Annotated in this window: 26 protein-coding genes; 20 read left to right on the forward strand and 6 right to left on the reverse strand. The window is 62.8% G+C overall.

Going from position 1 to position 23,341, the window contains the following annotated elements; all coding sequences use genetic code 11:
- Positions 1-26 precede the first annotated feature (26 nt).
- From DN388_RS16160 to DN388_RS16180, 5 genes are all read left to right on the forward strand, one after another.
- Complete coding sequence (locus DN388_RS16160; RefSeq protein ID WP_229589104.1) at positions 27-806, forward strand: DUF2786 domain-containing protein; 780 nt, start codon at positions 27-29, stop codon at positions 804-806.
- Positions 807-923: 117 nt separating this feature from the next.
- Positions 924-1,205, forward strand: coding sequence for a hypothetical protein (locus DN388_RS16165; protein ID WP_255001140.1), 282 nt, complete (start codon positions 924-926; stop codon positions 1,203-1,205).
- 16 nt (positions 1,206-1,221) lie between these two features.
- Entirely contained in the window at positions 1,222-2,145 is a 924-nt protein-coding gene (locus tag DN388_RS16170; RefSeq protein WP_229589106.1) for a DNA cytosine methyltransferase, read from the forward strand.
- Positions 2,146-2,158: 13 nt separating this feature from the next.
- The gene (locus DN388_RS16175) at positions 2,159-2,890 is read left to right on the forward strand and encodes a hypothetical protein (protein ID WP_229589107.1); all 732 of its coding nucleotides are present in this window, start codon (positions 2,159-2,161) and stop codon (positions 2,888-2,890) included.
- Between the two features lie 90 nt (positions 2,891-2,980).
- Positions 2,981-3,274: a hypothetical protein gene (locus DN388_RS16180; RefSeq protein WP_229589108.1), complete on the forward strand. Its 294-nt coding sequence runs from the start codon at positions 2,981-2,983 to the stop codon at positions 3,272-3,274.
- Positions 3,275-3,277: 3 nt separating this feature from the next.
- Here the strand turns inward: DN388_RS16180 and DN388_RS16185 are convergent, their stop codons facing one another.
- Positions 3,278-3,577: a hypothetical protein gene (locus tag DN388_RS16185; RefSeq protein ID WP_229589109.1), complete on the reverse strand. Its 300-nt coding sequence runs from the start codon at positions 3,575-3,577 to the stop codon at positions 3,278-3,280.
- A gap of 179 nt (positions 3,578-3,756) precedes the next feature.
- Here DN388_RS16185 and DN388_RS16190 point away from each other — a divergent pair, with 179 nt between their 5' ends.
- From DN388_RS16190 to DN388_RS16205, 4 genes are all read left to right on the forward strand, one after another.
- Positions 3,757-3,945: a hypothetical protein gene (locus tag DN388_RS16190; protein ID WP_229589110.1), complete on the forward strand. Its 189-nt coding sequence runs from the start codon at positions 3,757-3,759 to the stop codon at positions 3,943-3,945.
- 848 nt (positions 3,946-4,793) lie between these two features.
- Entirely contained in the window at positions 4,794-5,987 is a 1,194-nt protein-coding gene (locus DN388_RS16195) for a tyrosine-type recombinase/integrase (protein ID WP_229589111.1), read from the forward strand.
- Between the two features lie 20 nt (positions 5,988-6,007).
- The gene (locus DN388_RS16200; protein ID WP_043861471.1) at positions 6,008-7,594 is read left to right on the forward strand and encodes an ABC-F family ATPase; all 1,587 of its coding nucleotides are present in this window, start codon (positions 6,008-6,010) and stop codon (positions 7,592-7,594) included.
- A 171-nt stretch (positions 7,595-7,765) separates the two neighbouring features.
- A complete protein-coding gene (locus tag DN388_RS16205) occupies positions 7,766-8,959 on the forward strand; it encodes an MFS transporter (RefSeq protein ID WP_054914556.1) in 1,194 nt (397 codons plus the stop codon).
- Here the strand turns inward: DN388_RS16205 and DN388_RS16210 are convergent.
- Both DN388_RS16210 and DN388_RS16215 read right to left on the reverse strand, forming a co-directional pair.
- Positions 8,953-9,960, reverse strand: a complete 1,008-nt coding sequence (locus tag DN388_RS16210) for a dienelactone hydrolase (RefSeq protein ID WP_229589113.1) — start codon at positions 9,958-9,960, stop codon at positions 8,953-8,955. The two genes, DN388_RS16205 and DN388_RS16210, sit on opposite strands and share 7 nt — an antisense overlap.
- Positions 9,961-10,117: 157 nt before the next feature.
- Positions 10,118-10,729 (reverse strand): FMN-dependent NADH-azoreductase, encoded by a 612-nt coding sequence (locus DN388_RS16215; protein ID WP_255001143.1) that lies wholly within the window; start codon positions 10,727-10,729, stop codon positions 10,118-10,120.
- A gap of 128 nt (positions 10,730-10,857) precedes the next feature.
- On the opposite strand from DN388_RS16215, the gene DN388_RS16220 reads away from it, so the two are divergent.
- Both DN388_RS16220 and DN388_RS16225 read left to right on the forward strand, forming a co-directional pair.
- Positions 10,858-11,766 carry a LysR substrate-binding domain-containing protein gene (locus tag DN388_RS16220; protein WP_043861502.1) on the forward strand — a complete coding sequence of 303 codons (909 nt, stop codon included), beginning with the start codon at positions 10,858-10,860 and terminating at the stop codon, positions 11,764-11,766.
- Positions 11,759-12,118, forward strand: a complete 360-nt coding sequence (locus tag DN388_RS16225; protein WP_043861467.1) for an MmcQ/YjbR family DNA-binding protein — start codon at positions 11,759-11,761, stop codon at positions 12,116-12,118. Before DN388_RS16220 ends, DN388_RS16225 begins: the two co-directional genes overlap by 8 nt.
- Before the next feature lie 63 nt (positions 12,119-12,181).
- Here the strand turns inward: DN388_RS16225 and DN388_RS16230 are convergent, their stop codons facing one another.
- Positions 12,182-12,583 (reverse strand): DUF1294 domain-containing protein, encoded by a 402-nt coding sequence (locus tag DN388_RS16230; RefSeq protein WP_054914559.1) that lies wholly within the window; start codon positions 12,581-12,583, stop codon positions 12,182-12,184.
- Position 12,584: 1 nt separating this feature from the next.
- Entirely contained in the window at positions 12,585-13,415 is an 831-nt protein-coding gene (locus DN388_RS16235; protein ID WP_054914658.1) for an undecaprenyl-diphosphate phosphatase, read from the reverse strand.
- Positions 13,416-13,699: 284 nt separating this feature from the next.
- Between DN388_RS16235 and DN388_RS16240 the strand changes: the two genes are divergently transcribed.
- The 9 genes from DN388_RS16240 to DN388_RS16280 all read left to right on the forward strand — a co-directional run bounded on the left by DN388_RS16240 (position 13,700) and on the right by DN388_RS16280 (position 21,830).
- A complete protein-coding gene (locus DN388_RS16240) occupies positions 13,700-15,334 on the forward strand; it encodes a methyl-accepting chemotaxis protein (protein WP_043861500.1) in 1,635 nt (544 codons plus the stop codon).
- A 150-nt stretch (positions 15,335-15,484) separates the two neighbouring features.
- Positions 15,485-16,051 carry a nicotinamide riboside transporter PnuC gene (pnuC, locus tag DN388_RS16245; RefSeq protein ID WP_255001146.1) on the forward strand — a complete coding sequence of 189 codons (567 nt, stop codon included), beginning with the start codon at positions 15,485-15,487 and terminating at the stop codon, positions 16,049-16,051.
- Positions 16,048-16,599 (forward strand): AAA family ATPase, encoded by a 552-nt coding sequence (locus DN388_RS16250; RefSeq protein WP_255001148.1) that lies wholly within the window; start codon positions 16,048-16,050, stop codon positions 16,597-16,599. Before pnuC ends, DN388_RS16250 begins: the two co-directional genes overlap by 4 nt.
- Before the next feature lie 333 nt (positions 16,600-16,932).
- Entirely contained in the window at positions 16,933-17,346 is a 414-nt protein-coding gene (locus DN388_RS16255; protein ID WP_054914659.1) for a hypothetical protein, read from the forward strand.
- A gap of 1 nt (position 17,347) precedes the next feature.
- On the forward strand, positions 17,348-17,920 hold the full coding sequence (locus DN388_RS16260) for an adhesin (protein ID WP_123752583.1): 573 nt from the start codon (positions 17,348-17,350) through the stop codon (positions 17,918-17,920).
- 65 nt (positions 17,921-17,985) lie between these two features.
- Positions 17,986-18,981, forward strand: a complete 996-nt coding sequence (locus tag DN388_RS16265) for a hypothetical protein (RefSeq protein WP_043861462.1) — start codon at positions 17,986-17,988, stop codon at positions 18,979-18,981.
- 60 nt (positions 18,982-19,041) lie between these two features.
- Positions 19,042-19,722, forward strand: a complete 681-nt coding sequence (locus tag DN388_RS16270) for a C39 family peptidase (RefSeq protein ID WP_043861461.1) — start codon at positions 19,042-19,044, stop codon at positions 19,720-19,722.
- Positions 19,723-19,755: 33 nt separating this feature from the next.
- A complete protein-coding gene (locus DN388_RS16275) occupies positions 19,756-20,496 on the forward strand; it encodes a hypothetical protein (RefSeq protein WP_123752582.1) in 741 nt (246 codons plus the stop codon).
- A 47-nt stretch (positions 20,497-20,543) separates the two neighbouring features.
- Positions 20,544-21,830 (forward strand): hypothetical protein, encoded by a 1,287-nt coding sequence (locus DN388_RS16280; RefSeq protein WP_123752581.1) that lies wholly within the window; start codon positions 20,544-20,546, stop codon positions 21,828-21,830.
- 88 nt (positions 21,831-21,918) lie between these two features.
- Here the strand turns inward: DN388_RS16280 and DN388_RS16285 are convergent, their stop codons facing one another.
- Positions 21,919-23,244, reverse strand: a complete 1,326-nt coding sequence (locus DN388_RS16285) for a sigma-54 dependent transcriptional regulator (RefSeq protein WP_043861458.1) — start codon at positions 23,242-23,244, stop codon at positions 21,919-21,921.
- Positions 23,245-23,341: the final 97 nt, after the last annotated feature.

Genomic DNA, 23,341 nt, shown 5'->3' on the forward strand with positions numbered 1-23,341 from the left:
CGGCGCCTGCATGGAAGGACCACGACATGACCGAACAACATCACGACGAAAGCAAACTCGAACGGGTCATCCGCAAAATCAAGCGCTGCCTGGCCCTCTCGAAAAGCTCGAACGAGAATGAGGCTGCAACCGCGATGCGTCAGGCGCAGGCGCTAATGCGTGAATACCGCCTCACTGAAATAGATGTGCACCTGAGTGATGTGGGCGAAGTCGAGTCGGAGAAGGCCAAGGCCAAGCGCAGGCCAACTTGGGACCAGCATCTGGGCTCGATCGTTGGAGAGGCATTCGGGGTTCGGTCGTTCTCCATGCGCCGTTGGTGCAAATCGACCAGCCGCATTATGGACCGCGAATTGTTCGTGGGAGTGAATCCGGCCCCGCAGATCGCTATGTACGCCTATGAAGCACTGCTGACCAAGCTAACTCAGGCCCGACGTGAGTATGTGTCGCAAGTGCGAGCTGGCAAACAGCGCAGTTCCTATTCACCTGAAACTGCTGGAGATCATTTCGCGCTGGCCTGGGTGTCGGCAGTGCGCGACAAAATTCACGAACTGGTACCCCGGGGCGAAGAAGATCTCGCCATCGGCCAGCACTCCAATGGCCGCGAGCTGGTGGCGGTCGAAGCGAAAGACAAAGCCCTGATCGAGCAGTACCTGTCAGGCCGAGAGATTGGCAAGGCGAGGAAAGCCCGCGATATCGAGCTTGACCTCGATGCCCAGATTGCTGGGCTGCTCGCCGGTCGGCGAGTGGATCTCAATCCAGGACTGGCCACTGGCGGGCAAGAGGCACCGCAGATCGGCATCGCCTGACAAGGAGACCACCATGAGCACATTCGCAGTCTTCGGCATGACCGCCGACGTAGCGCTGGCTGAGGCCAGGAAGATCACCAAGACGACCAGACCGAGCGGGAAAGCCGGCGCCCCCCCTTGGAGCTGACCCTTGCTGAGTGGAATGAGGCAGTTGAACAGCAGGCAGCCAAGATCATGGCCGGCGAGAAGGTGAAGCAGTTGAGCCAAATGTTCGACGCACCGCAGTACGCCCAGCAGTTCATAGAGCTGGCCAGGAAGTCAGGCAAGTGTCGCGATCTGCGCATCAGGGCTAAGTGTGAGATCACCGACGCCCAAGGCAAGCCGGTAATCAACCCCAAGACCAAGCTGCCTAGGATCGGCTGGACCGAGTACAGCCACGCAACCTCCACCGCCGCTTAACCCAGGACAAAAACTCATGACCACAGCAATCGACCTGTTCGCTGGCCTCGGCGGATGGAGCACCGGCGCGCGCGCCGCAGGCGTCCAGGTACTCTGGGCGGCAAACCACTGGCCGGTGGCCGTTGAATGGCACAGCGCCAACCACCCCGACACGCAGCACGTTTGCCAGGACCTGCACCAAGCGCGCTGGGAACAGGTGCCGGCGCATGACATCCTGCTGGCTTCGCCATGCTGCCAGGGCCACGCCAAGGCCCGTGGCAAGAAGTCGGGCAATCCTGAGCACGACGCATCGCGCTCGACAGCCTGGGCGCCGGTATCGGCTCTGGAATTCCACCGGCCGCAGGCGGCAGTGATCGAGAACGTTCCGGAGTTCACCGACTGGGTGCTCTACCCGGCCTGGTTGCAGGCTGTTCAGGCGCTGGGGTATCAGGCGGCACCGCACATCGTTGACTGCGCCGACCTGGGCGTGCCACAGCACCGCGTGCGCCTGTTCATGGTCCTGACCCGTAGCAAGGCACCGCTGACGCTTCAGCTGCCGCAGGAGCGCCATGTGCCGGCGAGCAGCTTCCTCGATTTCGACACCGGTCGTTGGTCGCAGATCGAGAAGCCAGGTCGAGCCCAGGCCACGCTTGACCGGGTGCGCAACGGACGCCAACGCTTCGGTGAGCGATTCATCATGCCTTACTACGGCAGAGGCTCCGGCACGACAGGGCGCGATATCGGTCGGCCGATCGGCACAATTACCACGGTGGATCGCTGGGCTCTGGTCGATGGCGACCGCATGCGGATGCTCAGCGCTGACGAGGGCCTGGCCGCCATGTCATTCCCGGCCGGCACCCTGCGCCCGGACAACCACCGGCTGACCATGCACATGGCCGGCAACGCGGTACCGCCGCTGGCGGGACAGCGCGTAATCGAAGCCCTTCTGAAAGCCGCATAGGCCGGAGACACCCATGCCCACAGAAAACCTATACAGCAACACCGAACAGATGTTCAGCGTGCCGCGCAGCCTCCTTGAGGAAGCGTGCAACGGACTTCGAATCACCCAAGACCGAGCGCGGAAGGAACTGCGCGACCTTCTCGCCCAGCCGCCCGCCCAGTACCAGGGCGAGCCGGCCTGGTACATGATCGAAAATGGCCTTAGCGCAGTGCATGCGAAAGATAAAGCCAAAAGCGAACGGCAGGGATTCGACATGAGGGCTTACTGTGTGCCGCTGTACCGCCATCCACCAACCTCCGCCGACGCTGGCGAGCTGGAGCGCCTGCGCGCTGCGTTGAAGTTCTACGCCGACCGCGAGCACTACCACTTCGAAAGCGGCAACTGGGACACGGTGAGCGGCGAGCCCCTGAACATCCTGTGGTGCGGCGACGATCCGGACTTCATTGAAGACGGATCTGTTGCCCGCGCCGCCCTATCCACCAGCGCAGACCCGAGCAACGACCTGTGCGCAGAAGGTGCCCATGAGTTCGTGCCGTTTCGCAGCAAGTGCGTGAAGTGCGACGAGCCGTACAGCGCAGAGCCAAGCGCACGAGAGGCGCATATCCTGAAAGACGAGAGTCGTTTGGGCATCGAACGCCTGCCAGCAGAACCCAGCGCGCCGAATGAGCTGGAGGGAGTCGAAGACCTGGCGCGCAGGATCGCCGCGAGGGTAAAAGCCCGCGCCGCCCTGGAGCGCAAGCCATAGCAGGAGAACATTTGTACTCCACCCGACGAAGCGCCATCGACGGCAGAGGATTGCGCGAACAAAATACTGTTTATTTGAACAGTACTCTCTATGCGCTTCCTCATCGTTCCAATGCGCGTGCGCGGCGTGCCGCGTAGCCAGAAAGAGATCCGCGCATTCAACCCGATCCGCGGCGACGTGCATTTACGCCTGGATGAGTTCGCGCCGCTGGGTCGGGCTTCGAACTCGGCGTCGATCCTCAAAGTTCACCCGGGCGAGCCTGATCTGCCGCCGTTGTATGAAGCAGTCATGACTGGTATGTCCACTCTGGGCGCGACGTTCACAGGAATCGAGATCATCGAAGGCGTTGCTTACGCCCAGAGTTGGTGGGTTCGCGTCCCTTGAGACTCAGGCCTGCTTAGCAACTGCTTGAGGTGCCGAATCGGACTCAATGGCGATGCGTCGAGCTCGACATACGCCCCATGCCAAGGCCCGTGTCATTGATTCTTGCGGGCGCGAATCGTAAGCCTCTTCGGCGATGGCTCTTCCGCAAGCGAAATATACACCGATAAACATTTGAGTGGCCCCTGTACGGGACAGCCTCACCTGCACATCGATGGACTTACCATCATCGAGTGTCTCGTCATGGGTCCGCGTGTGCAATTGAGGGTCTGCCCACGCCCAAAATTGCTGTCCTCTTTGCCTCATAAAAGCCTCCTGCTCGAAATTGGAAATAGCAGCGTAATAACGTGGACGACTTAAGTCACTCCCTGTTCCCTCTTTTTAGTACCAACTAGATAATCGGCCTAAAAATCTATACAGATTCGATACAATCAATAAATATGTACAACTTTTGTGTAACCGTTATATGTCAGAAGGACGAAGTCATGCCTGAAGAAAAGCAGCTGATTCAGCCAGTAGCCATAGAGCGTGATGAGCACGGTTTCTGGACTCACCCTGCGTGGCCATCCACGGAAGAGGAGTTGATTCCCTATGCCTGGTTCTATGATCGCGGCCTGGACGTAAAGCAGGTTGAGTTCGAGTACGACGCCCCCGAAACCCTGCAGGCAGCCTGATACCACGACGGAACGGCAGATTGCACCAGCTGGAACCCTACGCAACCGGCGGGTGACGGCTGGTTCATCTTTTCCATCCATGACAACGACGATGGCCCAATCTGCGTGTGGGTTCGCCACAAGGTGCAGCCATGACCCGCCTCGCCCTCTGCCTCCGGCTGCTGGCCACCGGCGCCAGCGTAACCGAGAACGCCATCGAACCGCTGGGCTTGTGGCAATGTGGATGCATCAAAAACGGACATTAAGCGGTTGAAATACGGCATAACGGTGATGGATCACATCACTCTTGGCTTTCTACCCCGCGAACCTTAATAGCATCCAGCTGGGTTTCTTGGATGTCAACGACGCTCAGAGTATCTGCATACGCCATCCACTCGTTGAACGCCTTTCGTTGCAACAACAAGGCCTCCTCCCAAAGAGATCCGCCAACTCGGCCATATGCGACTTGATTCATCATTGAAGATGTCAGTCTGTCGAGCTCTCTAAGGAGCTGATAGGCATGGTACCTCTTGTCACCATTAGGCATTTCTTGATTTCCTCATAGCGCGAATAGCCCAAACATAAAGAAATGATAGCAATACGCCATAGACAGCTAAGCATCCCCCTTTTCTCCCTCCCCCCCACATTAAACCTGAAGCCTGCCGACATGCGCGGGCATGGAGATCTATTGCCATGAACAAAGAGGCCGAGAGCGGCGACTTCGACAAAGTCACCGAGCAGCGCATGGCCGAACTACTTGGCTGCACGAAGCGATCCCTCGAAGGCCGGCGCCTGCGCTCGGTTTTCCCCGAAGGCGTCTGGATGAAGATCCACGGCCGCATCATGTACAGCAAAAGAAGGTACGACGAATGGCTCGAAAGCCAATGGATTTGCCCCGCGGGGTCGAAATCTTCCGCAATTCCCTCCGGATTCGTTTCACATGGGGCGGTATCCGTCGATGTGAAACGCTCCCCTATCCCCCGACACAAAAAGGCATCCAGGCTGCATCCCAGCTTCGCGATCAGGTAGTCAGCTTCAACAGGCTTGGGCTGCTTGACCAGGACAAGTACGCAGAGCTGTTTCCGGGTTCGCAGACCGTCGCCGGTAGCAAACCCTCGTTCGGGGAGTACGCCCAGCTCTGGCTCGATAGCCGCGAAATCACACCCGGCACCCGCCAGAACTACAAAAGCGCGCTCAACCTCTATTGGATGCCTACGCTGGCCCTCACCCAGGTGGACCTGATTTCGACGACAACCATTCGACGCATCATCACCAGCACCGAATGGCACTCGCCAGGTGTGAAGCGAAACGCTCTGATCAGGCTTTCGACAATCCTCAGCGCGGCGCTCAAGGAGGGGCTGATAACGAAGAACCCCGCTGCCGCAGTCGAGCTGCCGAAACGATCACGAAAGGAAATCGACCCCTTCACCCTGGACGAGGCAAACCAGATAGTTGAGAAGCTGTACCAGCACGCTCACTGGCCCAGCCAAATTTATGCGGCTTTTTTTGAGTTCGTGTTTTTCACCGGGGTGCGCCTGTCCGAAGGCCTGGCGATGCGGTGGGATGCGGTTGATATGGATAAGAAGGTAGCCCACGTGCGACGCACAGTCGCATTGGGGGAGGTGGTAGAGCGCACTAAGACCGGCAAAGACCGGTTTGTACTGCTCAACGAGAGGGCCTTGCGCGCGCTCGAGTTCGCAAAGAACTACGCCGAGCGCCGCAGGAATGGAAAGGGACGGGTCATCGAAACACCGTTCGTGTTCCCGCCGTCGAAGAACGCAGAGTTCGTTCAGCAGACCTCGGACCTGCATCACCAGTGGCGGCCGGTGCTGAAGGACCTAGGAATTCGTTACCGGCCGCCATACAACTGCCGTCACACCTATGCGACAATATGCTTAATGTCCGGCCTCAACCCCGCATTCATCTCCCAACAGCTTGGCCACAGCGTTCAGATGCTGCTGTCAACTTATGCGCGTTGGATTAACTCAAGCTCCGACTGGAGCGAGCTGGAAAAGCTGCAAATTGGTATCAAATCGGTATCAGCTGCATTGCCAGCGACGTAAGCTATTGATAGGTAAGCCCTTTGATCTCCACCGCTAACATCACCATGCAGTTTGGCGCCAAGCCCTTGTTCGAGAACGTCTCGGTCAAGTTCAATAATGGCAACCGCTACGGCCTGATCGGCGCCAACGGCTGTGGCAAGTCGACCTTCATGAAAATCCTTGGCGGCGACCTGGAGCCGTCGGCCGGTCAGGTGATGCTCGAGCCGAACGTGCGCCTGGGCAAGCTGCGCCAGGACCAGTTCGCCTACGAAGAATTCACCGTGATCGATACCGTGATCATGGGCCACGAGGAACTGTGGCGGGTCAAGGCCGAGCGCGATCGTATCTACTCGCTGCCGGAAATGACCGAAGACGACGGCATGGCCGTCGCCGAGCTGGAAACCGAATTCGCCGAGATGGACGGCTACACCGCCGAATCCCGCGCCGGTGAACTGCTGCTGGGCCTGGGTATCCCCCTCGAACAGCATTTCGGCCCCATGACCGAAGTCGCCCCAGGCTGGAAACTGCGTGTGCTGCTGGCCCAGGCACTGTTCTCCGACCCTGAAGTGCTGCTGCTCGACGAGCCGACCAACCACCTGGACATCAACACCATCCGCTGGCTGGAAAGCATCCTCACGGCGCGTAACAGCACCATGATCATCATTTCCCACGACCGTCACTTCCTCAACAGCGTGTGCACCCACATGGCTGACCTGGACTACGGCGAGCTGCGTCTGTTCCCGGGCAACTACGACGAGTACATGACCGCCGCCACCCAGTCGCGCGAGCAACTGCTGTCAGACAACGCCAAGAAGAAGGCCCAGATCGCCGAGCTGCAGACCTTCGTCAGCCGCTTCTCGGCCAACGCCTCCAAGGCCAAGCAGGCCACCTCGCGCGCCAAGCAGATCGACAAGATCCAGCTGGCCGAGGTCAAGCCATCGAGCCGCGTCAGCCCGTTCATCCGCTTCGAGCAGACCAAGAAGCTGCACCGCCAGGCCGTGACCATCGAGAAGATGTCCAAGGGCTTCGACGGCAAGACCCTGTTCAAGAACTTCAGCTTCACCGTCGAAGCCGGCGAGCGCGTGGCGATCATCGGCCCCAACGGTATCGGCAAGACCACCCTGCTGCGCACCCTGGTCGGCGAGCTGACCCCGGATGCCGGCGAGGTGAAATGGACCGAAAGCGCCGAAGTGGGCTACTACGCCCAGGACCACGCCCACGATTTCGAAGAGGACCTGAGCCTGTTCGACTGGATGGGCCAGTGGACGCAGGGCGAGCAGATCATCCGCGGCACTCTGGGCCGCATGCTGTTCTCCAACGACGAGATCCTCAAGTCGGTGAAGGTGATCTCCGGTGGCGAGCAAGGCCGCATGCTGTTCGGCAAGCTGATTCTGCAAAAGCCCAACGTACTGGTGATGGACGAACCGACCAACCACCTGGACATGGAATCGATCGAGGCGCTCAACCTGGCGCTGGAAAACTACCCGGGCACGCTGCTGTTCGTCAGCCACGACCGCGAGTTCGTGTCCTCGCTGGCCACCCGCATCATCGAGCTGAGCCCCAGCGGCGTGATCGACTTCAGCGGTACCTATGACGACTACCTGCGCAGCCAGGGTGTGTTGATCTAAACGTCGTACACAAGCTTCGCCGGCAAGGCCGGCTCCTGCAGGGTGCGTGGTTTCCGCGACCCGGGTAGGGGCCAGCCTTGCTGGCCACAGCTTGTTCGTTAGCCTGCTTTCTTTTCCTGCCCGCTCCCGCCATCATGGTCGCCTCCAGCCGCTTGCCTGCGAACGAGCCCCATGTCTGCCCCGCCCCCTTCTGCTGCACTCAGTAACGAGTCGGTTACCCGACAGATACTGTCGATCGTCTTCTACACCTTCATCGCCTTCCTCTGCATCGGCCTGCCGATCGCGGTGCTGCCCAGCCATGTGCATGACACCCTGGGGTTCAGCGCGGTCATCGCCGGCATCACCATCGGCCTGCAATACCTGTCCACCCTGCTCAGCCGCCCCATGGCCGGACGCCTGGCCGACAGCCTGGGGACCAAGCGCGCGATCATCTACGGGCTGCTGGGCATCGCGCTGAGCGGCGTGCTGACCTGGGCATCGGCACTGGCCGTGCACCTGCCAGTGATGAGCCTGGCGGTGCTGCTGGCTGCACGGGTGGCCCTGGGCATCGCGCAGGGCCTGATTGGCGTGGGCACCCTGAGCTGGGGCATCGGCCAGGTGGGCGCCGAACACACCGCGCGGGTGATTTCCTGGAACGGTATCGCCTCCTATGGCGCCATCGCCATCGGTGCACCGCTGGGGGTGATCGTGGCCAGCGAACTGAACTTCGCCACCCTGGGCCTGAGCCTGACCGCGCTGGCGGCAGCGGCGCTACTGGTGATACGCAACAAGCCCTCGGTGCCGGTGGTGCGTGGCGTGCGCCTGCCGTTCTGGGCCGCCTTCGCGCGGGTGGCACCGTGCGGTGTGGGCCTTACCCTGGCCTCCATCGGCTATGGCACGCTGACCACCTTCGTCACGCTCTTCTATATAGAACGCGGCTGGAGCGGCGCCGCCCTGTGCCTGAGCGCCTTCGGCGTGTGCTTCATCCTGTCGCGGCTGCTGTTCGTGAACGCGGTCAACCAGTGGGGCGGCTACCGCGTGGCAATTGCCTGCATGGGCGTCGAGGCCCTGGGGCTGGCATTGTTGTGGCTGGCGCCGTCACCGCTGCTGGCGTTGGTCGGCGCGGGGCTGAGCGGCTTCGGCCTGTCACTGGTGTACCCGGCACTGGGGGTCGAGGCGATCAAGCAGGTGCCCAGTTCCAGCCGCGGCGCCGGGCTGGGGGCCTACGCAGTGTTCTTCGACCTGGCCCTGGCGATTGCCGGCCCGGTGATGGGCGCCATCGCTGCGCACCTGGGCTACGCCTCGATCTTCTGTGTGGCGGCGCTGCTGTCACTGGCCGGCGTGGGCCTGACCCTGGTGCTGTTGCGCCGCGCCACGGCTCAGTGATCGACCGCACTCAGGCCGACACGCTCGGCGCCCCCCAGGGTGCGGGTGAAGAAGCGCGTGGCTTCGGCCTGTAACGACAGGTGGATGCCGGCGCGGTCCACCCCTTCGGCATCGGTGCACAGCGTGGCCATGTGCTGCAGCTGGGATGCGTCGCACGGGGCCATGAACACGAAGTGCCCGGCACCCGCCAGCAGGCGGTAGTTGGGGGTGATCGGCAGTTTGCGCGCCAGTGCCTGGGCATTCTTGTCGATGGCCAGCAACTGGTCGCGGTCGCCGCTGTAGATCAGCGCGGGCACCTTCACATCGGCCAGCGCGTGGCGTCCGAACATCAGGCTCAACGGCGCCATCAGCAGCAATGAACGCACCCTGGGGTCGGCATGGGGCAGCAGGTCGTCACGGTCTGCCACCAGCACCCCGTGGGCCTTGCAGGCATCGGCGTCCAGCGGGTTCTGCTGGCAGTAGCGGCGCAGGCGTTGCAGGTCTGGTCGGGCACCGGACAGGATCAACGCCGTCTCGCCACCGGCCGAGTAACCGATCATGCCTACCTGCCCGTCGCTGACGTAAGGTGCAAGCAACGGATCGGCAAGGGTCGCGGTCAAGGCGGCACTGATCTGCAGGGGCCGGCCATAGAGGTTGCTCAGGGTGCCAAGCCGGCTGTGATCGCGGGCGTTGTCTCCCGGGTGCACCACCGCCACCACCACGAAGCCCCGGCGTGCCAGGGCGCTGGCCAGGTCATGCAGCGCCAGTGGCGTGCCGGTATTGCCATGGGACAACATCAGCAACGGGAAGCGGCCCATTACCACCGCGCCTTCTTCGGCCACGTGGACCCGATAGCCGTCGACCTGATGCCACCGGGCGGCGTCGCTGGATGGGTAGAACGCCAGCGCCTGCATCGGCTGGCCGTCCACCGGGTCGGTCACAGCCATGCGATGCAGGCCGACACTCCAGTGCTGCGCGGGCTCGGCCTGCACCAGCAGGCAGCAGCCCCACAGCACCAGCATCAAAAATGTTCGAACCCACCGCATCGTTGCTCACCCTGCCCGGCCCGCACCTGTGACCGGTACTGGCAAGCATAGAGCGGGCCAGGCCGGGCTGGATGAAAGGTGCATGAAAAAGCCGACTTGCGGGGTGACCGCAAGTCGGCTTTTCGACAGGGGCTCAGGCAGCCGCGAACAGCTCGCTGTCGATCTGCGCCTGGGCGGCCTGCAGGGCATTGCTGCGGTGCTCGTCGCCGTAGGCCAGGCCATGGGCGCGCACGAACTCGACGTCGGTGATGCCGATAAAGCCCAGGAACACCTTGAGGAATTCCTCGTGGGCCACACCGGTCGGCTGGCCGACGTGCAGGCCGCCGGAGGTCGACACCACGATCACCTTCTTGTTGCCGCACAGGCCTTCAGGCCCGGCTTCGGTGTAGCGGAAGGTCTGGCCGGCGACGGCAATGCGGTCGATCCAGGCCTTGAGCTGGGTCGGCACGGTGAAGTTGTACATGGGCGCGGCGATCACCACCGCATCGGCCGCCAGAAACTCCTGCAGGGTTTCACTGCTGAGCCTGGCTTCATGTTGCTGCGCCGCATCGCGCAGTTCGTCAGGCGTGCCGGCGGCAACCAGGGTCGCGGCCGAGAAATGGCTGATGGCATCGGCGGCCAGGTCCCGGTAGACCACCTGCGCCGAAGGTTCTGCCGCTTGCCAGGCGGCGACCACGCGCTGGCTGAGCTGGCGAGAAGCGGAGTTGTCGCCGAGGATGCTGGAATCGATGTGCAACAGTTTCATGGGGCTCTCCTGAATGAGGATCGGCTGGCGATCACGATGGGGAGGATGCTACCGGGATAGCCAATAGCTGATAAGATCGCAAATTCGCACTTCTTCGTCCCACTGGCAGGACAATGCCCATGACCGGCATGCAAGACCTCAACGATCTGTTCTATTTCGCCCGCGTGGTGGAGGCCGGCGGCTTCGCGGCGGCCGGGCGTCTGCTCGGTGTGCCCAAATCCAGGCTGTCGCGGCGCATTGCCGAACTGGAGGAGCGCCTGGGCACGCGTCTGCTGCAGCGCACCACCCGGCAACTCAAGCTCACCGCCGTGGGCGAGCGCTACCTGCGCCATTGCCAGGCCATGCTGCTGGAGGCCGAGATGGCCGACGAAGCGGTGGCCAGCATGACCAGCGAACCGCGCGGGCGCTTGCGGGTGTCGTGCCCGGTGGGCCTGGCCCATGAGTTCCTGCCCGGCGTGATCAGCGCATTTTTGCAGCAGTACCCGCAGGTACAGCTGGACATGGTGCTGCTCAACCGCCGCGTCGACCTGATCACCGAGGGCATCGACGTGGCCCTGCGTGTGCGCGACCTGGGCGACGAAGACCCGGCACTGGTCACCCGCCGTCTGCGCCAGGCGCAGATGTTGCTGGTGGCCGCACCTGAGTTTGCCGCCCGGCACCCTGTCAGCTCCCCTGCCGACCTGGCCAGGGTGCCGGTACTGGGCGCGGTCGAGGCCGACCGCCTGGTGCACCTGCGCCTGCTCGACGAGCAGGGCCACAAGCAGGACCTGACCCTGGAAGCGCGCCTGGCCATCGACGACTTCGTGGTGCGCAAGGCCGCCACCCTGGCGGGCCTGGGCTTCACCACGCTGCCTATCATGCACTGCGAGGCCGAACTGCAGCGCGGCGAACTGGTACGCCTGCTGCCGGGCTGGTCACTGCCGGGCGGTTACCTGCAGGCGGTGTACCCGCACCGGCGCGGCGTGCTGCCGGCGGTCAGGGCGTGGATCGATCACCTGGTAGCCTCGTTCGAGGAATGCGGAGAGCGTTATGTCTGAGCGAAAAATGACCGAGGCACAGGTGGCGGCATTCTGCCTGGGCCTGCCCGGTGTGCAGGAAGACTACAAATGGGGTGGCGTGCGCGTGTTCTCGGTGGCCGGCAACAAGATGTTCGCGGTGATGGACCTGGCGGGTGCAGGCTTGTCGTTCAAGGTCGACACCGAGCTGTTCCTGGGCTACGTGGACCGCCCCGGGGTGCGACCGGCGCCGTACCTGGCGCGGGCACACTGGATCAGTGTGGCGCAGCCTTATGCGATGGGGCGTGGGGAACTGGAAGAGTTGCTGCGCCGCTCGCACCAACTGGTGGTGCGGCGATTGCCCAAGCGCGTACAGGTCGGGCTGCTGCTCTGAGGCCGATGGCTTTCGCCGGCAAGGCCGGCCCCTGAAGGCGCCGACCTTGCTGGCGAAAGCGCTCTAGAATCCGAACAATCGCCCGGCAAGAAACAGGTAGTCGGCCCAGAACACCTGATGCCCCAGCACGATCACCCAGAACACCAGCTGATACGACAACTTGCGTGTCTTGTGCCGGAACACCTGCTGCGCCAGCAGCGCCCCTGGCCAGCCACCGGCCAGTTCGCAGGCATGCAGCACCTTCTCGGGGGTACGCTGCCCCTGGCCGCGCGCCTGACGCTTGTCGTAGCCATACAGCCCGAAACAGCCAAGGCTCGCCAGCCCATAGGCCGCCAGCCACAACCAGTTGCCTGTGCCCACACCCAGCTTCAGTGCGCCCAGCACCGGCAGCAGGCACAGGGCCACGAATGCCAGCAACTTGAGGCGCAGGTGGCGCATGGGCGGGCGCGTTTCGATGCGGGCCATCTCAGCCGTGCGCCACGGCCCAGTCGACCCAGCCGAACTGCCAGGTCGCCAGGATCACCAGGCCAAATGCGATACGGTACCAGGCAAACACCGCGTAGCTGTGGCTGGCGATGAACTTGAGCAAGCCGCGCACCGCAATCATCGCGAAGATGAACGACACCACGAAGCCGATGGCGAACACCGGGAAGTCATCCGGCTGGAACAGGTCACGGTACTTGTAGCCCGAGAACACCGCCGCCCCGACCATGGTCGGCATCGCCAGAAAGAACGAGAACTCGGTGGCGGCCTTGCGCGACAGGCCGAACAACAGCCCGCCGATGATCGTCGAGCCCGACCGCGAAGTCCCTGGAATCATTGCCAGGCACTGCGCGCAGCCGATCTTCAGCGCATCGGTCCAGCGCATGTCATCGACCTCCTCGGCGCGCACCACGTGCTGGCGGCGCTCGGCCCACAGCATGATCACCCCGCCCACCACCAGGGCCACCGCCACCGTGATCGGGTTGAACAGGTACTCATGGATCAGGTCGGCGAACAGCACGCCCAGCACCACGGCGGGCATGAAGGCGATCAGCAGGTTGAGGGTAAAGCGCTGGGCCCGGGCCTGGCGGGGCAGGCCCACCACCACGTCCAGGATCTTGCGGCGAAATTCCCACACCACCGCCAGGATCGCGCCCAGCTGGATGATGATGTTGAACGCCATCGCGCGTTCGCCGCCAAAGTCGATCAGGTCGGCGACCACGATCTGGTGACCGGTACTCGAAATGGGCAAAAATTCCGTCAGACCCTCGACGATGCCGAGAATCACAGCCTGCATGGCGGTCCAAAAATCCATCATTCCCCCGTAAGACATTGCCGCTGGCAGGTCTCATCATTCGTTATTTGATTGCCCGAAACCGGGCATATTACGGCGACACTCCGTCGCAAAACCGAAGGAAATGCTACCCCGGCCTTCAGAACTGCCCCGTGAAGGCCGAAATCCTAACAGAGCGCTCGTGCAAACGCTGCCGCTCGACGCGACAGCGCTCTACTAATCAATCACTTAGCCCTTGGTCGAGTAGGTTGTTTCGGTAAAGCGTGGTTGGATGCGGACAATAACAAGAACATAGGGTGACCTTCATGAAGACTTTACGCAGTATGTCGATCAGCCGTCGGCTGTGGCTCATCCTGGTGGTGGCGGTGCTGATGCTGGTGACCCTGGGGCTGCTGATGCTGCGTCAGATCCACGGTGACCTGTACCAGGCAAAGGCCGAAAAGACCCGGCACGTGGTCGAAACTGCAGCCGGCGTGCTGGCCTATTACCAGGGGCTGGAAGCCAGCGGTACCCTTACCCGCGAGGCCGCCCAGCAACAGGCGCTGAGTGCGGTGCGCGGGTTGCGCTATGACCAGGACGACTACTTCTGGATCAACGACCTGGGCCCGAAGATGATCATGCACCCCATGAACCTCAAGCTCGAAGGCCAGGACCTTTCCGGCATTCGCGACCCGGACGGCTATGCGCTGTTCAACGAAATGGTCGCGTTGGCCAAGGCCCAGGGCGCCGGCAGCATCGACTACCGCTGGCCCAAGCCCGGTGCCAGCGAGCCGGTGGAAAAAACCTCGTACATCCAGCTGTTCAAACCCTGGGGCTGGGTGATCGGCTCTGGCGTGTACATCGACGACATGCACGCCGAGTTCGTGCGCCAGCTTCGCGACGCATCGCTGCTGGGGGTGGTCATCGCGCTGATAATGGCACTGGTGGTCATGCTGATCGCCCGCAGCATCACCCGCCCCTTGCAGGAAGCCGTGGATGCCATGGGCAATATCGCCAGCGGCGAAAGCGACCTGACCCGTCGCCTCGACACCCATGGGCAGGATGAAGTCACCCAGCTGGGCCTGCACTTCAACACCTTCACCGCCAAGCTGCAGCAGGTGGTGACCCAGTTGCAGGGCGCCGCCCAGGCCCTGGGCCATTCGGCCGGGGACGTAGGCAGCAACGCCGGCCAGGCGCACCAGCGCAGCGAACAGCAGTCGCAGCAGATGGAACAGGTGGCCACCGCAATCAACGAGGTCAGTTATGCGGTGCAGGACGTGGCCAGGAACGCCGAGCACGCCTCCAGCGAGATGCAGGACGCCCAGCAGCGGGCCGAACAGGGCCGGCAAAGCATTCATGGCAGCCTGCTGAAAATCGACGAGCTGTCGGGCACCATCGACCAGGCGGTGCAGGTGATCCAGGCCCTGGCGGGCCAGAGCACGCGTATCGGCAGCGTGCTGGAGGTGATCCGTTCGATTGCCGAGCAGACCAACCTGCTGGCACTCAACGCCGCCATCGAGGCCGCGCGGGCGGGTGAACAGGGTCGCGGGTTCGCCGTGGTGGCCGACGAAGTGCGCCTGCTGGCGCAACGCACCCAGCAGTCGACGGCCGAGATCCAGCAGATGATCGAGCACCTTCAGGGCCAGTCCGAGGCTGCGGTCAAGGCGATCGATGCCAGCAGCCTGGCCTCGCGCGAGACGGTCGAACAGGCCAGCGAGGCCGGTGCCAGCCTGGATGCCATCAGCCAGGCACTGCACAACCTCAGCGCGCTGAATGCCTCGATTGCCAGTGCCACGCTGCAGCAGTCGCATGTGGTCGAAGAGATCAACCACAACGTCACCCAGACGGCCGAGCTGTCGCGTCAGACGGCCGTGGCGGCGCACCAGTCGAGCAGTGCCGGGGCCGCATTGAACCAGTTGAGCGAACAGCTGGGGCAGTTGCTGAGGCAGTTCCGGGTCTGACCGCAGCCTGCACCTCGCCGGCGGCCGGCTTCTGCAAGGCTCGACATTGCCTCAGCAGGAGCCGGCCTTGGCGGCGAAGTGCTCACCCAAGGCTGGCGCCTGACGTGCCACAAGGTACAATCGCCGCCCTGCCCCCCTTAAGGAACGCCGATGTCCGGCCTGGAACTGTACGCTGCCGTGCTGGGCGTCATCGCTGTATGGCTCACGACCCGCCAGAACCCCTGGTGCTGGCCCATCGGCCTGCTGGTGGTGCTGCTCTACAGCTGGATCTTCTTCGACTTCAAGCTGTATTCGAACATGCTGCTGCAACTGGCGTTTGCCGTGTTCCAGCTCTATGGATGGCGGCAGTGGACACGCCCCGGCGAGGATCGCCCGATCCGGCAGGTGACCTACCTGGGTACCGCGCCGCTGCTGTCGGGCCTGGGCGTGGGCCTGCTGGCCAGCCTGGCCCTCGGTGCGGCCATGGCCACCTGGACCGATGCTGCAGAGCCCTGGCTTGACGCCACCCTCACCGCCTTCAGCCTGGTGGCGCAGTTCTGGATGGCGCAAAAGCGCGTGCAATGCTGGCCGTTGTGGATGGTGCTGGACGTGATCTTCGTCGGCCTGTTCCTCTACAAAGGCATGTACATCACCGCCGCGCTGTATGCGCTGTTCACCCTGATCGCCCTGCAGGGCTGGCATAGCTGGCGACGTGACCCGGCATTGGCCAGCCCATGAAGGTCCTGGTACTGGCGGGCCCGGAGTCCAGTGGCAAGAGCTGGCTGGGCGGCGAAATCCAGGCGCATTTCGGTGGCGAACTGGTAGGCGAGTACGTGCGCCACTTCATCGACGAGCAGCGACGCGACACCTGCTACGCCGACATCGACCCCATCGCCCGCGGGCAACTGATGTGGGAGGATGCGGCCCGCGGGCGCCAGCCCGAGCTGCTGATACTCGATACGCACCTGCTGAGCAACATGCTGTGGAGCCGCGTACTGTTCAACGACTGCCCGGCGTGGCTGGAACAGGCGCTGCTGGCACGGCGCTACGACCTGCACCTGTTGCTCAGCCCCGCAGGCGTGCCCTGGGTCGGCGACGGCCAGCGCTGTCAACCACGGCTGGAGGAGCGCCAGGCGTTCTTCGAGGCCAGCCGCCAATGGCTGCAACGGCATGGCCAACCCATGCAGGTCATCGAGGGCGACTGGGCATACCGCCAATCGACGGTACTGGCGGCCGTACAGGCACTGCTGGAAGGCAAGCCCCCGGCCTGCGCCACCGAGTGTTAACCCGGCGTTACACACCCGGCCACCTCAACCGCCGATCCAGAGCACTTGCGACCAACACGCGGTGACGTGTTAAGCCGGTGATACACCCACCCTCGGGCACGCCGGGCATCTGCGCTGCTCCAAGTCCTGTAAAAAGGACCAGCGGTTGTATCACCGGTGATACAGATTGTCCGACCGGCCCCTGCCCCGTGCGCTATGCCCTTGATTCGCTGGCACAAAGCAAAAGCGGCACAGCTTCTGCTCTCCTTCTCGCAACGCTGATAGGGCCAGCGCACCGAAGAAGGAATCGCTGCCGTGGGGAATCACACCAACAAGCTGCTGAGTCTTTTCGTCATGGGCTGTGCGCTGGGCGCCAGCACCCTGAGCCTGCCGATACTGGCCGCCGGCGACGGCACCATCATCATCCAGCGCCAGGTTCAGCCCCGTTCGGCCGTTCGCCCGACCGGCACCCCCGACCCCCGCCCCATGACCGTCAATGCCAATCAGTCGCCACGCATCCTGAGCCAGACCAACGAGCTCAGCGATGGCGACTTTGCCGGTGTGGCCAGCGGTGCCAGTGTAAACCGGGTGTTGATGCCCGACGCATCCGGCAACATCCGCGGCATGGGGGCGGTGCCCACCAGCCTGCCGGGCCTGCGTGGCGGCTCCGGCCCTGGCGCAGGGGGCGCCAACAGCATCTCCAATTCGGTCAACCAGAACGTGCAGCGTGGCCTTGCGCCGCTGCAGATCCTGACCGGGGGCCGTTGAGATGAACCACTCACTGCTGTTTCTGGCGCTGGCCTGCAGCGCGTCGGCCCTGGCCGGCCAACCGGTCGATGACAACGCCACCATCAACGCCAGCGGCCAGGGCTACAAGGGCAACGTGACCATCAACCAGGCGGCTGGCGACCAGCAGCAACAGAACAACAGCCGCGCCATCGCCATCAACCCCGATGCCACCGCCACCACCCAGGTGCGCCAGCGCATCGACACCCCTGCCAGCAGCGCGATCAATGCCCGCGCCAGCATCGGTGGCAACGCCTTCACCAACGGTAACGGGATGATTGGGATCAACCAGTCGGCCGGTGCCAACACACAACAAGTCAATGCCGTGCGGGTAAGCATCAGTGCCACCGCGCAGAGCATCGACGACAGCGTCCTCGACCAGCAGAACGTGGCGCTGTCAAACGGCTCAGGCTCGACAGGTCAAACCCCCGGCAGTCGCCAGGTCGCTACCAGCGATCAGGCCTTCACCGGCAGCCGTGGGGTGATCCAGTTGAACCAGAGCGCCGGGGTCGGGAACCGAATGGCCAACACCCTGAGCGTACGGGTTGCAGATTGACCCGAGCAGTTCACAACGCAGCACAACACAACACTTAACAACTAAAAACAATGCGGAGAAACACCATGAAACCCACAATGGCACTCAAGCCTCTGGTATTCGCACTCGCAGCGGTCATGGCAGTTGCTGCACAAGCGGGCGGAAACAACGGTGGTCACAACGGCGGACACAATGGCGGCAATAACGGCGGCAACAACAATTCCAGCGCGCTGCTCGCCCTGCTGGTAAACGCCGGCGCTGGCGCCACCGTGATCGATACCCAGGGCAATGGTGGTAACGGTGTGCTCAACGAGAACACCCGCAACAACGGCACCATGGACAACTCGGCAAACGGCTCTCAAGGCAACCTGGGCGCCAACGTGGCAGCCGGTGACGGCAACCAGCAAGACAACGTTGCCGCCATCGCCACCGCCGACGAACGCTTCATCTTCGGCAGTGCGGTTGCTGTTTCCAGCGCCACCCAGACCAACACCAGCAACATCGTCAACAACTTCTCTACCCAGAACAACGCCAATCTCACCAATTCGGCGAACAACAGCTCCGGCAACATCGGTGTCAACGTGACCGCCGGCGACTTCAACCAACAGAAAAACAACCTGGCAATCGCCGTGTCCGGCGGCCGTGTGGCCGTGGCCAGCGCAGCCGCCAACCAGTCCACCTCCGGCCTGAGCGTCAACAACAAGGCCGACCGTACCTACACCAAGGAAACCCTCGGTGGCGCCTTTGCCGCCTATGGCCAGTACGAAGGCGAAGGCCACGGCTACGTGGAACGCAAAGACGACAAACCCGGGCACAACGGTGGCTGGGATGATCGTGGCGGCAACAAACCACAGAAAGACAAGCTTACCTTCACCGAAGAAGGCAGCTTCGTACTCGGTGGCGTCTACACCTACCAGGTGCTCAAACCTACCGGCTGGGCCAACCCTGTGGTCAACAACGCCAACATGAGCAACTCGCTCAATGGCGTGTCGGGCAACGTGGGCGCCAACGTGTCGGCCGGCTCGGGCAACCAGCAGAGCAACTCGCTGTCCATCGCAGCAGGCTGCCGCGCCTGCCTGTAAGCTGAAAAAGGACGGGGCCCCCAAGGGCCCCTTTCCTGCCATCTACACGGTGCGAAGACCATGCGCATTGCCCTGCTTGCCGCATTGCTGTTTCTGGCCAGCCTGGCCGAGGCCGCACAGATGCCCATCGCTGCCCTGCCGGGCGGCAATGTCATTTACAAGCCCATCCAGAGCATTCGCGAACGACGCTTCGCCGACCTTGTACAACAGAAAACCGACTTCAGTTGCGGCGCCGCCGCCCTGGCCACCGTCCTCAAGCAGGCCTACTGGCTGGACGTCGACGAAGAACACATCATCGACGGCATGCTCGCCCACGCCGACCAGCAAGTGGTCAAGACCCAGGGCTTCTCCATGCTGGACATGAAGAAATACGTGGAAAGCATCGGCATGCGTGCCCGGGGCTATCGGATCCCGCCCGAGAGCCTGCAAAGCGTCACCATTCCGGTGGTGGTGCTGATGGACATTCGCGGCTACAAGCACTTCGTGGTGCTGCAACGCACCGAAAAGGACTGGGTGTACATCGGTGACCCGGTTCTGGGCCACAAACGCTACAAGTTCGATGATTTCGTCAAAGGCTGGAACGGCATCATCTTTGCCGTCATCGGCCCTGGCTATGACAAGGCCAACGCATTGCTCGACCCGCCACAACCCTTGACTGCAAAAAACAAGATCAACGGGTTCAGCCCGGTAGACGATGCGCAGTTGATGGATTTTGGTTTCATACAAAGCGATTTCTTCTAATCAGAAGGGGCATGAAGCTCCGGGGAGCACCCGATGAAGACTTCAACCTGGCTGGTTGCCGCCTGCCTGGCCGCCAGCTTGCCTGCCCATGCGCAGTTCAAGCCCATCGAGATCAAGGACCAGGAACTGTCCGAGCTGCGCGGACGCTATGTGATGCCAGGGCGCATCATCAGCTTTGGCGTGGTGATGAGCAGCACCTGGCAGAACGCCCGCGGCGACAGCATCGGCGCCACCGCCAGCATGCAAGTGCAGCAGTCCTCGTTCAAGCCGCAGTTCTATGTCTCACTCGACACGCGCGACGGCAACGGCGCCCCAGTAACCCAGGGCAGCGGTACCGTCACCGGCGGGGCCGGCCTTGGCACGACCCAGGGCGTTACCCAGTCGGTACGCGCAGCGGGCGACTACAACACGGCCTACAACAATGTCTCGATCAACGTGAAGGAAGCCAACAGTGCCCCGGCGGCGGGCCAGCCACAGGGTCAGTTGCTGGGTAGCGGGCAGACCATCACCGGCAGCAATGGCGCCGGCACGCTGAGCGTTTCCTCCACCGGCAAGGGCATCCAGCTGGGTATCCAGGCCAACAACAACCAGGGCAATACGGTGCAGCGCCTGGCCCAGGGCGGGCTGCTGCAGGCCACCACGCTCCTGGGCGGCAACAACGCCGTCAACAACATCACCCAGCTCAATGTGGTACTGCGCAACAACCTGCCTACTGCCGGGGCCTTGAACTGCAACCTGGATCAACTCAAAGGCCTTCGTATTTCCGGATATTGATCTACGCTCTGTCTCAATTCACCGCAGTTAGAAGGGACGGCTAACCCATGCATCGATCGTTTTCGTTGAAGGCAGTGGTCTGTGTGAGCACGCTGGCGTCTTCAGCGCTGCTGCAAGCGGCGCCAGACCCGCAAGTTGAGGCCCTGAAACAGGAGTTGCAGGCACTCAAGCAACGCTATGAATCCCAGCAGCAGGCACTGATGGTGCTCGAGCAGCGGGTCCGCCAGGTTGAAGAGCAACCCCCGGCACCCCCTCAGCGCCTGACCCGCTCGCCAGCGGCCTCCACCCGGTCAGGCCAGGTGGCTACTGCATCCGGGGCGGCCCCCGGCACCGGCAGTTCCTACGGCGAAGCGCTCAAGGGCGATTCGGAACCTGCGCAGAGCGTGTCCAACCTGTACGACGAGGCCAGCGGCTTCTTCGGTGGCGGCAAGTTCAGCGTCGAGACCGGCATCACCTACGCCCGCTACGACACCCGCCAACTGATCCTCAACGGTTTCCTCGCGCTGGACTCGATTTTCCTGGGCAACATCAACCTGGACCGCATCAAGGCCGACAACTGGACCCTGGACCTGACTGCCCGCTACAACCTCGACCAGCGTTGGCAGTTCGATATCAACGCCCCCATCGTCTACCGCGAGTCCACCTACCAGTCCGGGGGCGCCGGCAACAACGCCCAGGGCGTGACCGAACAGACCGTCACCCGCGACCCGACCCTGGGGGATGTCAACTTCGGCGTGGCCTACAAGTTCCTCGACGAATCGGAAAACAGCCCCGATGCGGTGCTCACCCTGCGGGTCAAGGCACCCACCGGCAAGGACCCGTTCGGCATCAAGCTGATCCAGGACCCGAACAACGACAGCCTCGCCTACCCCGAAGACCTGCCCACCGGCAACGGCGTATGGTCCATCAGCCCGGGCATCTCGCTGGTCAAGACGTTCGACCCGGCAGTACTGTTCGGCAGCCTGTCCTATACCCATACCCTGGAAGAGTCGTTCAGTGACGTCAGCTCCACGTCCGGGGTCAAGGTGCCGGGCAAGGTCAAGCTGGGCGACAGCTTCCAGATCGGCGCCGGTATCGCCTTTGCGCTGAACGAGAAGATGAGCATGTCGTTCTCGGTGTCCGACCTGATCGCGCGCAAATCCAAGATCAAGTCGGCCGAAACCGGCGACAGCTGGACCTCGGTACCCAGCAGTGATGCCAACGCCGCCTATTTCAACGTGGGCATGACCCTGGCCGCCACCGACAACCTGACCATAGTGCCCAACCTGTCGATCGGCCTGACCGACGATGCGCCGGACTTCACCTTCAGCCTCAAATTCCCTTACTACTTCTGATCTGCGCCGACGCCATTCGCCAGCAAGGCTGGCTCCTACCTTCGGGTAGGAGCCAGCCTTGCTGGCGAATGGACGTAGCGTGGGATCTTCAGCGAATCTGATGCTTGTGCAGCAACCGGTAGAACGTAGGCCGCGACACCCCAAGCACCTTGGCCGCAATGCTGAGGTTGTCACTGTGACGATTGAGCACGTCACACAGCGCCTGGCGCTCGGCGCGGTGCTTGTAGTCTTCCAGGGTACCCATCGGCGTCATCTCGACCTGCGCGCCCTGCAACCCGAGGTCCTGGGCCTCGATCTGCCGCCCTTCGGCCAGCACCAGGCCGCGACGCACGCGGTTGGCCAGTTCGCGCACATTGCCCGGCCAATCATGCTTGCCCATCGCCATCAGCGCGTCTTCGCTGAAGGTGCGCGGGCGCCGGCCGGTTTCCTGGCTGTAGAAACGCGAAAAGTGGCTGGCCAGCATCGACAGGTCGCCATGCCGGTCACGCAGCGGTGCCGTCACCACCTGCAGCACGTTGAGCCGGTAATACAGGTCTTCGCGAAAACGCCCGCTGGTGATCGCGCTCTCCAGGTCGACATGGGTCGCAGCCAGCACGCGCACGTCCACCGCAATCGGCTGGCTGCCGCCCACCCGTTCGATATGCTTTTCCTGCAGAAAGCGCAGCAGGTTGGCCTGCAGTTCCAGCGGCAGGTCGCCGATCTCGTCGAGAAACAGCGTGCCGCCGTTGGCAGCCTCGATGCGCCCGACCTTGCGCTGGTGCGCGCCGGTGAAGGCGCCCTTTTCGTGGCCGAACAACTCGGACTGGATCAGGTGTTCGGGAATCGCCCCGCAGTTGATCGCCACGAACGGTTTGTCGTGGCGTTGCGACTGCCGGTGCAGGGTGCGCGCCACCAGTTCCTTGCCGGTACCACTCTCGCCTCGAATCAGCACCGGTGACTCGGTGGGCGCCAGCTTGCTCAGCAACTTGCGCAGTTCGCGGATCGGGCGGCTGTCACCCAGCAGTTCGTGCTCGGGCTCATCCACATGCAGGTTGCCCTTGCCGCGCAGGCGTGCCATGCCGAAAGCGCGACCCAGGGTCACCTGCACGCGGGAGACATCGAATGGCAACGTATGGAAGTCAAAAAACCACTCGCACACAAAATCACCCACGTTCTGCGCGCGCAGCTCCTCGGCGCTGAGCACCGCGATCCACTCGGTGCCGCTGCGGCTGATCAGGTCCTTGACCGCATCGGGGTGCTGCAGGTGGCTGGCGTGCAGGCGCAGCAGCCCCACATCGCAAGGGTGCTCCAGGGCAGTGGCAAGGGTGCAGGTGCGCACGTCCCAACCTACGCTGCGCAGGCCTGGCAACAAGCGGTGGCAATCGTCACAAGGGTCAACGATCAGCAAGCGGCGGTTCGGTACCGGTTCCAGCATGACCTTTCCTTGGCGCCAATTATTGGAAATGTTAGTAGAAACAGCATGTTGTATGGCCCGTCTGTAACAGTAGCAACCAACGTCAGAATGCCCACTA

It is taken from the genome of Pseudomonas sp. S12(2018) (genome assembly GCF_024355235.1).
GTDB lineage: Bacteria > Pseudomonadota > Gammaproteobacteria > Pseudomonadales > Pseudomonadaceae > Aquipseudomonas > Aquipseudomonas palmensis.